Origin of the sequence: Micromonospora sp. NBRC 101691 (assembly GCF_030269285.1) — a bacterium.
GTDB classification, from domain to species: domain Bacteria; phylum Actinomycetota; class Actinomycetes; order Mycobacteriales; family Micromonosporaceae; genus Micromonospora; species Micromonospora echinospora.
This window is the reverse complement of the sequence record NZ_BSTB01000014.1, coordinates 85,987-98,493: the sequence shown is the minus strand read 5'-3', so window position 1 is coordinate 98,493 and position 12,507 is coordinate 85,987. Positions and strand designations below refer to the sequence as shown.

Sequence of the window (12,507 nt, the reverse complement as noted above, 5' to 3'; positions counted from 1 at the left end):
TGTGACAGTTTCCGGTCGTCCCGGGCCGACCCTACGGCGACAGCGGGGGAATCTCCTGGTTGTTTCCGTTTCAGGCGAGCGTCGACGAGCGGGGGTACGAGTCGGTCGGGTCCGTGATCACGTTGACCAGGTACGGCACACCGGCGTCGAAGGCCCGCTCCAGGGCCGCACCCAGGTCGGCGGCCTTGGTCACCGTCTCGCCGGCTCCGCCCATCGCGGCGACCACCTGGTCGTAGCGGAGTTCGGGCTGGAGGTCGGCGGCGATGTCGTAGCCGTACATGGCGCGCATCGGGTGCTTCTCCAGGCCCCAGATGCCGTTGTTGCCGACCACCATCACCACCGGGAGCTTCTGCCGGACCAGGGACTCGACGTCCATCAGCGAGAAGCCGGCCGCGCCGTCGCCCATCAGCACGCAGACCTGCCGGTCCGGGTGGGTGATCCGGGCCCCCATCGCGTACCCCATGCCGGTGCCGAGGCAGCCGTACGGGCCGGGGTCGAGCCACGTGCCGGGCTGGGCCGGCTCCAGGTAGCGGCCGGCGTACGAGACGAAGTCGCCGCCGTCGCCGATGGTGATCGCGTCCTGCGCGAGCACCCGGCGCAGCTCGCCGTAGATCCGGGCCGGACGGATCGGGTCGGTCTCGGCGGCCGTCTCCTCGGCGTCGCGCGCCTTCGCCGCGTCCTCCTTGTCGCGCAGTTGCGCGATCCAGTCGGCGTGGTCGACCCGGTCGCCCGGGTGGTCGGCCAGCGCGGTGAGGATCAGTCGCAGGTCACCGGCGGGCGAGACGGCCGTCTCGACGTGGCTCGCACGCTGGCTCGGCGCGTCGACGACGTGCACCACCTGCGCGTCGCCGAAGTCGCCGAAGCTGAGCCGGAAGTCCAGCGGGGTGCCCACCACCACGACCACGTCGGCCCCGGAGAGCGCGGCCCGCCGGGCCTTGGCGAACGTGAGGGGGTGATCCGGCGGCAGCGCGCCGCGCCCCATGCCGTTGGTGAAGACCGGCACGCCGAGCGCCTCGGCCGCCGCCCGCAGCGCGTCGACCGCGTCACCGGTCCAGACGTCCGACCCGGCGACGATCACCGGGCGCTGGGCTCCGGCGATCAACGCGGCGGCGCGGGCCACCTCGTCCGGGTCGGCCGCCAGCGGAGCCGGCGCGGCGCCGGTCGGCCGGTCGGCCTCCCCGACCGAGAAGACCACCTCCAGCGGGAGGTCGAGGAAGGCCGGCCCCCGGTGCGGGGTGAGCGCGGCGTCCAGCGCGGCGGCGACCATCCCGGGAATGTCGTCGGTGCTGAAGATCGTCTCGGCGTGCTTGGTGACCGGCCGCACCAGCGGGAGGTGGTCCATCTCCTGGAGGCTGCCCGAGCCCCAGCGGAAGGCCGGGGCCCGACCGCCGAGCACCAGCACCGGCGAGGCGTTGAAGAAGGCGCTGGTCAGGCCGGAGATGCCGTTGGTGACACCCGGGCCGGCGGTGAGCACGGCGAGGCCGGGGCGGCGCTGGAGCTTGGCCACCGCCTCGGCCGCGAAGACCGCCGACTGTTCGTGCCGCACGTCGTAGACCGGGAAGTCGGTCTTGTGGGCGGCGTCGTAGAGCGGGAACACGTGCCCGCCGGAGAGGGTGAACATCTCGCGTACGCCGTACGCACGTAGCGCCGCGAGCGCCAACTCCCCGCCGTGCCCCTCGATCCGCTCCGTCATCGCCGCCCCTCTCGTCGCGTGGCCGGTCCGAGGTTACCGGTCGGTCACCTGGAACGTGAAGAAGCTTCGGCGCGGCGTGTCAGCGACCGGTGAACCTCGGCTTGCGCTTCTCCACGAACGCCGCCATGCCCTCGCTGCGGTCGTCGGTGGCGAACAGCCCCGCGAAGAGCTGGCTCTCCCAGGCCAGACCGGAGGTGAGGTCCATGTCGAGGCCGGCGTCGACGGCGAGCTTCGCCGCCCGCAGCGCCTGCACCGGACCGGTGAGGTACGGCTGGACCATCGCGACGGCGGCGAGGTAGACGTCGGCGGCCGGGACGACCCGGTCGGCCAGCCCGATCCGCAGCGCCTCCTGGGCGTCGACCATCCGGCCGGACATGATCAGATCCTTGGCGCGGGCCGGGCCGACCAGTCGGGCCAGCCGCTGGGTGCCGCCGGCACCGGGGATGATGCCCAGCTTGATCTCCGGCTGGCCGAGCTTGGCGTCCTCGGCCACCACCCGCCAGTCGCAGGCCAGCGCCAGCTCGCAGCCGCCGCCGAGGGCGTACCCGGTGATCGCGGCGACCACCGGCTTGGGGATCCGGGTGAACGCGGTGAGCGCGCTGGAGAGGCGGGCGGAGCGCTCCAGCATGTCCACGTAGGACATGTCGGCCATCTCCTTGATGTCCGCACCGGCGGCGAAGACCTTCTCCCCGCCGTACACGATGACGGCGCGGACCTCGGGGTCGTCGGCGGCGGCCGTGGCGGCCTCGCGCAGCTCCTCCTGGACCTGGACGTTGAGCGCGTTCATCGGCGGCCGGTCCAGCCGGATGGTGCCGATGCCGTCCTTGGTCTCCAGCCGAACGAACTCGCCCATACTGCCCTCACTTCCTCGTCGAAGTCGCGTGCCAACCTTACGGCGAGGGTCGTTGGGGTAGATAGTCTGGTGTCAGCTCCGTCACCGGGAGTCGCGATGGTCATGTTCTACGACGACAGGTCGGTGCAGGTCAGCTCGACCGCCGTCCGGGTCGACGGGCAGCGCTTCCCGCTCACCGAGATCAGCGAGGTCTGGCACCAGCGGGGCAGCCGGTCCTGGCGGGTGCTCGCCGGCCGGGGCGCGATCGGCGCGGCGATGGCCGGCCCGCTGGTGGCCGCCGTCCTCGGCATCGCCCTGGCGATCTGGCTGCACCGGTCCTGGACCGTCACCATCGCGATCGTCGGCGCGTCGGTGCTGGTCGGGCTCGCCGTCGGCCCGGTCGCCGACGTCCTCTTCGAACGCCTCGACCGCTCGTACGCGCGGGGCAGCCGGCAGCTGGAGATCTGGATCCGCTGGCAGGGCCGCCCGGTCCGGCTGGTCCGCACGGCCGACGCGCTGCGCTTCGGCCAGATCTACCGCGCCCTGCAACGGGCCATGGAACGCGGCCAGCCGGCCCGTCCCCGCTGATCCGCCGTCCACAGCGGACGGTTCGTCGGCGGGACGGGGCTGCCGAACGAGCCCGCGCCGGGTTCACTGGAGAGATGACGCTCTATTACCAGGACGACGCGGTGCAGGTGACCTCCGAGTCGATCCGGGTGGACGGGCACATCCTGCGGCTGCCCGAGATCACCTACGTCTGGCACGCCCGGGGACGGAGCACCCTCGGGCAGCACTCCCGGAAGCTGGGCCGGGGCGTCCTGGTCCTGCTCCTCTCCCTGCCGCCACTGGTGGCGCTGCTCTGTGTCATCTCGCTGGCCTGGTCGGCGCAGGACCGGGGGAACTGGACACTCGCGTTGATCGTCCTGGCCGCCTTCGCGGTCGGCGCGCTGGTGCTCGCCCCGTTCCTGGAACTGCCGCTGGGCTGGCTGGACCGCTCCTACGAACGCGGCGACCGGATGCACGAGCTCTGGGTACAGCACCGGGGGCACGACATCCTGCTGCTGAGCAGTCCGGACGCGCTCCGGTTCGGGCAGATCTACCGGGCCGTGCAACGCGCCGTCGAACAGCAGGAAGAGCGCTGACCCCACCCACCCACCGCAGGCGGTTCTGGCGTTCGCGCCGCACACTTGGTCGCATGGTGATTCCCCTCCCCCGCCCGTCCGCCGTCCTCGGGATGACCACCGGCGCCGCCTCCCGGGCCGCCGGGCTGACCCGGTCCGCGGTCGACCAGGCGCTCGGCTCGGCGGTCTCGCTCGCGGCCGTCCCGGCGCGCGCCTTCGCGGTGCTCGACGCCGTCGAAGCGTTGGTGACCCGGATCGACGGGGTGGTCGACCGGATCGAGCAGACCCTGGACCGGACCGATCAGGTGCTCACCGACGCCGAGTCCGCGGTCCGCGAGGTGGCGGTGATCAGCGCCGCCGCGACCACCGCGATCGAGAACGCCACCGAGGTCGCCGCGAAGGCCGCCGTGGTGGTGGCCGAGGCCGAGCAGGTCTCCACCGCAGCCGGCCGGGTGGTGGCCGAGGCGGAGGTGGTCGCCCGGCGGGCGGCCGGCACGGTGGAGACGGCGGAGGCAGCCTCCGCCACCGCCGGGGAACTGCTCGCCGCGTACGAGCCGGCGCTGCGCCGGGCCGCCCCGATGACCGCGCGGTTCGTGGAGCAGCTCAGCCACGAGGAGGTCACCGCCGCCATCCGTCTCGTCGACGAGCTCCCCAAGCTCAAGGAGCACCTGACCACCGACATCCTGCCGATCGGCCACGCTCGACCGGGTCGGCCCGGACCTGCACGACCTGCTCGACGTGACCCGGGACCTGAGAATGGCCGTGGCCGGCATCCCCGGTCTGGGCATGCTCCGCCGCCGGGGCGAACGCCTCACCGACGACCAGACCGACTAGCCAGGTCCCGGCAGTACGTGCCCCCGGGTGCGTCAGCCGTCAGGCGTCCGGTTCCGGACGTGCCGTCGCCCGGCCGCCGGCGGCCGGGCTCAGCGTGCGTAGAGTTCGTCGATCTCGGCGCGGTGCGGCAGGGCCACCGACGCGCCGAGCCGGCGGGTGCAGGCCGCGCCGGCCGCCGCCGCCCAGCGGACCGCGTCGAGCAGGTCCCGTCCCTCGCCCCAGGCGACGGCGAGGGCGGCGGTGAACGCGTCGCCCGCTGCGGTCGAGTCGACCACGTCGACCTCGACCGCCGGAACGTGCACGGCGGTCCCGTCGCGGTCGACGTACCACGCGCCGTCGGCGCCGAGCGTGAGGACCGCCCGGGGCACCAGGTCCAGCAGCGCCTCCGGCGCCTCACGGCCCCGTCCGGTGAGCGCGGCGGCCTCCACCTCGTTGACCACCAGCATGTCGACCAGGTCCAGCAGCTCTGCCGGGACCTGCCGGGCCGGTGCCGCGTTGAGGACGACCCGGGTGCCGGCCGACCGGGCGGCCACGGCCGCCTCGGTCACCGTCTCCACCGGGATTTCCAACTGCGCCACCATGACGTCGGCGTCCCGCACGGCGGCCAGCTCGGCGTCGGTGAGCCCGGTCAGGGAGGCGTTCGCGCCGGGCGTGACCAGGATCAGGTTCTCGCCCACGGCGTTGACCATGACCAGCGCCACACCGGACGAGCCGTAGGTCACCCGGAGCTGGCTGGTGTCCACCCCGGCGGCGGTGATCCGGGCCCGCAGGGTGACCCCGAAGGAGTCCGACCCGATCGCGCCGAGGAAGGCGCCGGACGCGCCGGCGCGGGCGGCGGCGATGGCCTGGTTGGCCCCCTTGCCGCCGGGCACCATCACGAAGTCGGTGCCGAGCACGGTCTCCCCGACCCGGGGCAGGGCGGGGGCCGTGCCCACCAGGTCCATGTTCGCGCTGCCCACCACCACGACCCGGGTCTGCGGCACGGAAGGCCTCCGTGGGTCAGGCGGCACGGGCGGTGAAGCGTTCACCGGAACGCTCGACCACCAGCGGCAGGCCGAAGGTCTTGGAGAGGTTGTCGCTGGTCAGCGTGGCACCGAGCAGACCCTGCGCGACCACGCCCCCCTCGCGCAGCAGCAGCGCGTGGGTGAAGCCCGGCGGGATCTCCTCGACGTGGTGGGTGACCAGCACCAGCGCCGGCGCGTCCGGGTCGTACGCCAGCTCGGCCAGCCGGGCGACCAGGTCCTCCCGGCCACCGAGGTCGAGCCCGGCGGCGGGCTCGTCGAGGAGCAGCAGCTCCGGATCGGTCATCAGCGCCCGGGCGATCTGCACCCGCTTGCGCTCGCCCTCGGAGAGGGTGCCGTAGCCCCGGTCGGCGAGGTGCGCGACGCCGAGCTGGCCGAGCAGGGCCCGCGCGCGGACCTCGTCGGTGCGGTCGTAGCTCTCCCGCCACCGGCCGACCACCGACCAGGCGGCGGTGACCACCACGTCGGTGACCTTCTCCTCGGTCGGGATCCGTTCGGCCAGGGCCGCGGTGGAGAGCCCGATCCGGGTACGCAGCTCGGTGAGGTCGGTCCGCCCGATCCGCTCGCCGAGCACGTGGGCGACGCCGGTGGTCGGGTGCAGCCGTCCCGCCGCCAGGTTGAGCAGCGTGGTCTTGCCGGCGCCGTTGGGTCCGAGCACCACCCAACGCTCGTCCAACTCGACACGCCAGTCGACGTCGTGCAGCAGCGCCGTGCCGGACCGGCGCACGCCCACCCCGTCGAGGTTGACCACCAGATCCTCGTCCACGGCTGAAGGTGCGGGTGCGGCGCCATCCGCGCCAGGGATCAGCTCAGCAGTCACCCATCCATCCAACCACGTGCCCGTACCCGGGCACTCCGACGGGCGACGCGCATCACTGGCAAGACCTTGCAGGTCAGACGCATGTAGTGAAGAATTCCTTCACATGGGGAGTGGGGTCCGACCCGACGGGTCAGCCGACCGTGGAACCGAAGACCTCGTCGCGGACGGCGTCCAGGGCGGTCCGCAGCGCGCCCCGCAGGATCGGCTCCTCGTTCAGCCCGGTGGGCACCACCCTCGGCCGGACCAGCGTGATCGCGGCCACCTCGTGCTGCACCCGCTCGGCCAGCGCCGCGCCACCCGCCCGGCCGATCTCACCGGCCAGCACCACCAGCGGCGGGTCCAGCACCACGCAGGTGCTCGCCACCCCGAGCGCGAGCCGTCGAGCCAGCTCGTCGAGCATCGGGCCGCCGGCCGTACCGGCCGCGATCGCCGCCCGGACGGCATCGGGGGCGGCGACGTCGTCGGGGAAGCCGTACTCGCGGGCCACCGCGCGGACCGCCTCCGCTCCGGCCAGTTGCTGGAACGCCGGCTTGGCCCGACGGGAGACGTCCCGGGGGATCGGCGCCCCGGGCACCGGGAGGTAACCGATCTCGCCGGCCGCACCGGTGCTGCCGTGGTGCAACCGTCCGTTCAGCATGATCGCCAGGCCGACCCCGGCGTCCACCCAGACCAGGACGAAGTCCGTCATCCCCTGGGCCGCGCCGGACTGTGCCTCGGCGACCGCGGCCAGGTTGACGTCGTTCTCGAAGACCACCGGGGTGGCCAGGTCGTCGCGGAGCGCGGCCAGCAGGCCGCGGTGCCAGCGGGGCAGGTTGAACGCGAAGGTGATGTCCCCGGTGGTCGGATCGACCAGGCCGGGGGTGCCGAGCACGACCCGTCGCACGCTCTCCATCGGCGTGCCCGCCTCCTTGGCCACCCGCACCACCGCGTTGTGCACCACCCCCACCGGGTCGTCGGTGTCCCGGGTCGACTGCTCCACCCGGCCGATCACCGCCCCGGTGATGTCGGCGCACGCCGCCTCCACCCGATCCGCGCCGACGTCCACCCCGATGACGTGCGCGCTGCCCGGCCGAACGGCGTAGAGCTGCGCGTTCGGCCCGCGCCCGCCGGCCTGCTCGCCGACCCGGGTGACCAGACCCCGCTCCTCCAGCCGCTCGACGAGCTGCGAGGCGGTGACCTTGGACAGCCCGGTCAGCTCACCCAGCCGGGCACGGGTGAGCGGCCCACGTTCGAGGAGCAGCTCCAGGGCCGCGCGGTCGTTGAGCGCCCGCAACAGGCGCGGTGTGCCGGGCAGCCGCGTCGAACTCATGCCACGTCCTCTGGTTTTGGTAAACCTTGTTGATCGAATCGATCCGGGGTGACCGTAGCGTAACGGCCGTCCCCGACACGGGTCAGCGGCCGGACGACCGGCCCGGAGCTGTCGATCGGCACGCCGGAGGACCCGGACGACGTCGAGAAGGAGATCACGTGGGGCTCGATCCAGGACTTCGTCGCCTCGCCCTCGGCACGCTGCTCGCGGCGTACCCGGGGCCCACCCCGCCGCCCTGGGCGCTGGACCTGGTCGGCGCGGGGCTGGCCGGTTACACCCTGTTCGGGACCAACGTCGAAACGCCGGCCCAGGTCGCCACGGCGACCGCCGCGCTACGCGACGCCCGCACCGACGTGCTGGTCGCCATCGACGAGGAGGGCGGCGACGTCACCCGGCTGGCGCACGCCACCGGCAGCCCGTACCCGGGCAACGCCGCGCTCGGCGCGGTCGGGGACGTGGCGCTCACCCGCCGCGTCTACGCGGCGATCGGCGCGGAGCTGGCCGCCGTGGGTGTCACCGTCAACCTCGCTCCGACGGTGGACGTCAACAGCGCCGACGAGAACCCGGTGATCGGCACCCGGTCGTTCGGCGCCGACCCGCTCCGGGTCGCCGCACACTCGGCTGCCGCGGTCGACGGGTTGCAGGGTGTCGGGGTCGCGGCCTGCGCCAAGCACTTCCCCGGACACGGGGCGACCGTCGCCGACTCGCACCTGGAACTGCCCACCGTGGACGTCCCCCTGGACGTGCTGCGCGAACGCGACCTGCCGCCCTTCGCGGCGACGGTGGCCGCCGGCACCCGGGCGGTCATGACCGCGCACATCCGGGTACCGGTGCTGACCGGCGACCGGCCGGCGACCTTCAGCCGGGCCGTCCTGGTCGACCTGCTCCGCCGGGAGCTGGGCTTCACCGGCACGGTGATCACCGACGCGCTGGAGATGAAGGGCGCCTCGGTGGCCGCCGGCGGGGTCGGTCCGGCCGCGGTGGCCGCCCTCGCGGCCGGCGCGGACCTCCTCTGCATCGGCGCGAAGGTCGACGCCGCGCTGGTCGAGCACGTGGTCGCCGAGATCGTCGCCGCGCTCGGCGACGGGCGGCTGGCCCGCGACCGGGTCGAGGAGGCCGCCGGCCGCACCGCCGAACTCGCCGCCTGGACCCGGCCCGGCGACGGGCCCGCGCCCGACCACGGCGACCTCGGGTACGCCGCCGCGCGCCGGGCGGTCCGCGTCGAGGGGATCGTCGCCGGGCTGGACCGGCCACTGGTGGTGCAGGTGCACGCCACCGCCACGATGGCCGAGGGCCGGGTGCCGTGGGGGCTCGGTCCCCACCTGTCGGACGCCGAGGAGGTCCGGGTGGTGGCGGGCGAGACCGACCCGGCCGCCCTGCGGACGCTCGCCGGGGACCGGCCGGTCGTGCTGGTCGGCCGGCACCTGCACCGGCTGGCCGGCGGCGCGGAGCTGGTCGAGGGGCTGGCCGCCGTCCATCCGGTGACCGTGGTGGAGATGGGCTGGCCGGGGCGCTGGCGGCCGGCCGGGGTCCGCGGGTTCGTCGCCACCTACGGTGCCAGCCACGCCAACGGCCGGGCCGCGGCGGAGGTGCTCGGCCTGGCCGGCTGACCGGCGACGACGACCGATCCCACCGGCTGACCGGCGACGACACCCGGTCCCACGGGCTGACCGGCGACGACACCCGGTCCCGCCGGCTGACCGGCGCGGGCGTCCGGCCGGGCCGGGGAGGACGCCGGCCGGGTCGATCGCCGGGCCGGGCTCAGCCCAGCCAGCGGGCGTCGGGCGGCAGCGGGGTGGTGACGTCCGGCAGCCCCAGCAGTGGTCCGACCGAGGTGATCCGCAGGACCCGCTCGACCGCCGGCTGCGGGTTGGCCACCCGCAGCGACCGCCCCCGCTCCCGGGCCAGACTGAAGCCCTCGATCAGCACCCGCAGGCCGGTCGAGTCGAGGAAGCTGACCTCGGCCAGGTCGACCAGGCACTCCTGGAGGTCGGGCCGGTTCAACACGGCGACCAGCGCGGTCTCCAGCGTGCCGACGGTGGACATGTCGAGTTCGCCCGCCGGGGTCAGCACGACATCACCCCGGCCGGTGTCGCGCACCCGCACCTCCATGACCGCTCACCACCTCCGTACCGCAGCCGCGTCCGGCACCCTCGTCGCCGACCCTATCCACCGGCCCGCCCCGGATCGGCGGACCCGAGCGACTCATACCCTGCGTCACCGCGGACCCTCGGACCGAGGACGACAAATAATCGCAGGTCAAGCCCACTTTTGGACAGCTCGATCCAGATTTTGGGGGCTTGCCGGCTACCGACTCGACACATAGCGTTACCTCACCGGGATAGCCGGTCGTCCGACACCTCCTCGGACCTGGGGGGAAGAGGCTGCGGACCGTGGATCCGGCCCGGGATCCACGGTCCGCGCCGCCGGGCGGACCAACCGGGCGCGGACACCGCAGTCAGTCGGGGTGGACGATGCGGGAGCGCCAACCCCGGTCGGGGAAGCCGGCTGCCGCGGCGACCCGGGCCGAGGCGGTGTTGCCGGGGTCGTGCAGGTACGTCGGCACCGCCCCCTCGTCGAGCACCCGCCGGGCCGCCTGTGCGACCAGGCGGCGGGCCAGTCCCCGGCCCCGGGCGGCCGGCACCGTCCCGACGGCCAGCTCGTGGCCGTACCGGTCGTGCCGTTTGACGCCGACTCCCGCCAGGTAGCGCCCGTCGGCGTCACGCGCCACCAGCACCTCCCGGTCGAACAGGTGCAGCCAGGAGGGGAACCCGGGATCGGTCGGGTCGGTCCACTCCCCCACGTCGGGCAGCGGGGCGGGGGCGGCGCACCAGCGGAAGATCCCCTCCCGCAGGGGCAGGGCGGGGTGTCCGACCGCGCCGGGCAGCGCCGACCACAGCCGCGGGGTCGGCCCGTCGGCCGCCAGCGCCCGGACCGCCGCGACCCGCTCCGGTGGCACGGAGAGCACCGCGACGCCGGGGGCGGCCACCATGACCGCCGGCCGGAGCCGGCCGTCCCAGGCCGGGCGGGAGCGACGCCGGGAGCCGACCACGTGCAGCCCCGACCCGGCCGGCCACTGGCCGAGCCAGGTCACCAGGTGCAGGTGGAGTCGCCTGTCGAGCACCGGATCACGGTACGCGTCACGGCCACCGCGGGTCGGGCGATCCCGGACCCGTACCTCCCCCGGTCCGAGGTTGGTTGAAACACGCGACGGCGGGTACAGACAGCGAACATCACCGATGACTCCCGGCCCGCGATCCGGCCACCTACCGGGAACCGGACGCACCGACCGCGCGTCACACCTATTTCCATAGATGGACAACTTTCTCTGGGATGGTACGGCCATGCCGAAACAGCTGATCGAGCAGGACAAACGCGACACGGGACGGCTCTGGCCGACCCTCCGGGACGACGTGCCCCCGCCGGCCCAGTCGCGGTACGCCGGCGGCCGGGCCCCGCACGTCGGCGACCGGTCGTGGGCGGAGCTGAACCAGCTGCCGGCGAACCTCTCCACCCGCCGTCACCTCGGCACACGCTGAGCGGACCGCACCCCGGCCGCCCCGGCACGGAGCTACCGGCAGCCCCTGCGGACGCCGGGGAGCGCGACACACCCGAAAGCCGCGCGGCAAGGGTCTTAGCACACCTGTCGGGTAGGTTCTTTGCGTTCCGGCACGGCTACCGACAGGAGAAGCTCCACCCATGGGCAAGAAGACCATCCACGTCTCCGACTTCAGCGGCACGGTCCTCCCGACCGACGACGAGGTGGTCCGCGTCGTCGTGCTGGAGCACCCGGACCTGGTGACCGGCCCGGTGCAGTTGGAGATCAGTCCGACCGAGGTGGAGGGCATCGACGACGCCGCGCTCGACGTCGCCGTGGTGGAGATCTACGACCCGCAGGGCGACGGGGAGCCCCGTCGGGTGGTGCTGACCGCCAGCGAGTTCGACGCGATGTCGACCGAGACGCCGATGGCGCAACTCCTGCGCACCGCCGAGCGGGTCCGTCCGCCGAAGGCCCGCAAGACCGCCGAGAAGATCGACTACGGCACCGTCGAGCACGCCGGCAAGCCGCACCGGGGCCGGGTCACCGACGAGGAGGCCACCCTCGTCCGCGAGCGGCTCGACGAGGTCAACAAGCGGCTCGCGGACGCCGGGCTCCGGCAGATCGACCCCGCCGACCCGGAGCACGCCGCCCGGTACGGCTTTCCCACCCCGACCGACCCGCCGGCCGCCTCCACCCTGAGCAGCCCGGACGCCGTGTCCACTGCCGACCCGGCCGGCGAGCCCGCGCCGGCGCGGCAGGCCGCGCCGGCCTGAGGCCGCCGCGGCGCGACGGCCAGGCGGTGGGGCGCGTATCGTCCTGCGGTGTGAGCGGCATACCCCACTCCCACTGCTCCGGCTGCGGCACCGCCTATCCCGATGGCGCGGACTGGCCCCGGAACTGCACGGCCTGCGGCCACACCACCTGGCGTAACCCACTCCCGGTGGCGGTGGCCGTCCAGCCGGTCCGCACCCCCACCGGGCTCGGCGTGGTGGTCCAGCGCCGCGACATCGAGCCCGCCCGGGGGCTGCTCGCGCTGCCGGGCGGCTTCATCGAGCACGGCGAGGAGTGGCGGGACGCGCTCGTCCGCGAACTGTGGGAGGAGACCGGCCTGACCGGCGACGCGGCGGCCGTACGCCTCGTCGCCGTGCACAGCGCGCCGAGCGGCGGCACCATCATGATCTTCGGTGCGTTGCCGACCCGGCGGCTGGCGGACCTTCCTCCGTCCGCGCCCACGGCGGAGTCGACCGAGTGGCTCGTCCTCACCGAGCCGACCGAACTGGCCTTCTCCACCCACACCGAGGTGCTGGCCGACTTCCTCGCCGCCGGGGCCTGAGC

At 74.1% G+C, this 12,507-nt stretch carries 13 protein-coding genes and 1 pseudogene; 6 read left to right on the top strand and 8 right to left on the bottom strand.

Going from position 1 to position 12,507, the window contains the following annotated elements:
• Positions 1–70: 70 nt before the first annotated feature.
• Both QSK20_RS21060 and QSK20_RS21055 read right to left on the bottom strand, forming a co-directional pair.
• Entirely contained in the window at positions 71–1,693 is a 1,623-nt protein-coding gene (locus tag QSK20_RS21060) for an acetolactate synthase (RefSeq protein WP_285790315.1), read from the bottom strand.
• A gap of 79 nt (positions 1,694–1,772) precedes the next feature.
• The gene (locus tag QSK20_RS21055; protein WP_285790314.1) at positions 1,773–2,546 is read right to left on the bottom strand and encodes an enoyl-CoA hydratase/isomerase family protein; all 774 of its coding nucleotides are present in this window, start codon (positions 2,544–2,546) and stop codon (positions 1,773–1,775) included.
• Between the two features lie 96 nt (positions 2,547–2,642).
• On the opposite strand from QSK20_RS21055, the gene QSK20_RS21050 reads away from it, so the two are divergent.
• Together QSK20_RS21050 and QSK20_RS21045 are read left to right on the top strand one after the other, a co-directional pair.
• Complete coding sequence (locus tag QSK20_RS21050) at positions 2,643–3,113, top strand: DUF6232 family protein (RefSeq protein ID WP_285790313.1); 471 nt, start codon at positions 2,643–2,645, stop codon at positions 3,111–3,113.
• Between the two features lie 74 nt (positions 3,114–3,187).
• A complete protein-coding gene (locus tag QSK20_RS21045) occupies positions 3,188–3,667 on the top strand; it encodes a DUF6232 family protein (protein ID WP_285790312.1) in 480 nt (159 codons plus the stop codon).
• 280 nt (positions 3,668–3,947) lie between these two features.
• Here QSK20_RS21045 and QSK20_RS21040 read toward each other — a convergent pair whose 3' ends face one another.
• From QSK20_RS21040 to QSK20_RS21025, 4 genes are all read right to left on the bottom strand, one after another.
• A complete protein-coding gene (locus tag QSK20_RS21040) occupies positions 3,948–4,268 on the bottom strand; it encodes a hypothetical protein (protein ID WP_285790311.1) in 321 nt (106 codons plus the stop codon).
• 301 nt (positions 4,269–4,569) lie between these two features.
• Complete coding sequence (locus tag QSK20_RS21035; protein WP_285790310.1) at positions 4,570–5,463, bottom strand: ribokinase; 894 nt, start codon at positions 5,461–5,463, stop codon at positions 4,570–4,572.
• Between the two features lie 16 nt (positions 5,464–5,479).
• The gene (locus tag QSK20_RS21030) at positions 5,480–6,322 is read right to left on the bottom strand and encodes an ABC transporter ATP-binding protein (RefSeq protein WP_285790309.1); all 843 of its coding nucleotides are present in this window, start codon (positions 6,320–6,322) and stop codon (positions 5,480–5,482) included.
• Between the two features lie 130 nt (positions 6,323–6,452).
• Positions 6,453–7,631: an ROK family transcriptional regulator gene (locus tag QSK20_RS21025; protein WP_285790308.1), complete on the bottom strand. Its 1,179-nt coding sequence runs from the start codon at positions 7,629–7,631 to the stop codon at positions 6,453–6,455.
• Positions 7,632–7,789: 158 nt separating this feature from the next.
• Between QSK20_RS21025 and QSK20_RS21020 the strand changes: the two genes are divergently transcribed.
• The gene (locus QSK20_RS21020; protein ID WP_285790307.1) at positions 7,790–9,241 is read left to right on the top strand and encodes a glycoside hydrolase family 3 protein; all 1,452 of its coding nucleotides are present in this window, start codon (positions 7,790–7,792) and stop codon (positions 9,239–9,241) included.
• A 151-nt stretch (positions 9,242–9,392) separates the two neighbouring features.
• Here QSK20_RS21020 and QSK20_RS21015 read toward each other — a convergent pair whose 3' ends face one another.
• On the bottom strand, positions 9,393–9,743 hold the full coding sequence (locus QSK20_RS21015) for an STAS domain-containing protein (RefSeq protein ID WP_285790306.1): 351 nt from the start codon (positions 9,741–9,743) through the stop codon (positions 9,393–9,395).
• A gap of 346 nt (positions 9,744–10,089) precedes the next feature.
• Positions 10,090–10,755: a GNAT family N-acetyltransferase gene (locus QSK20_RS21010; protein ID WP_285790305.1), complete on the bottom strand. Its 666-nt coding sequence runs from the start codon at positions 10,753–10,755 to the stop codon at positions 10,090–10,092.
• Between the two features lie 220 nt (positions 10,756–10,975).
• Here QSK20_RS21010 and QSK20_RS21005 point away from each other — a divergent pair, with 220 nt between their 5' ends.
• The 3 genes and pseudogenes from QSK20_RS21005 (at position 10,976) to QSK20_RS20995 (ending at position 12,505) form a co-directional block, all read left to right on the top strand.
• Positions 10,976–11,170 carry a hypothetical protein gene (locus QSK20_RS21005; protein WP_285790304.1) on the top strand — a complete coding sequence of 65 codons (195 nt, stop codon included), beginning with the start codon at positions 10,976–10,978 and terminating at the stop codon, positions 11,168–11,170.
• Positions 11,171–11,330: 160 nt separating this feature from the next.
• Positions 11,331–11,840: pseudogene (locus QSK20_RS21000) on the top strand (hypothetical protein); the annotation flags it as partial.
• A gap of 155 nt (positions 11,841–11,995) precedes the next feature.
• Positions 11,996–12,505, top strand: a complete 510-nt coding sequence (locus QSK20_RS20995; RefSeq protein ID WP_285790303.1) for an NUDIX domain-containing protein — start codon at positions 11,996–11,998, stop codon at positions 12,503–12,505.
• Positions 12,506–12,507: the final 2 nt, after the last annotated feature.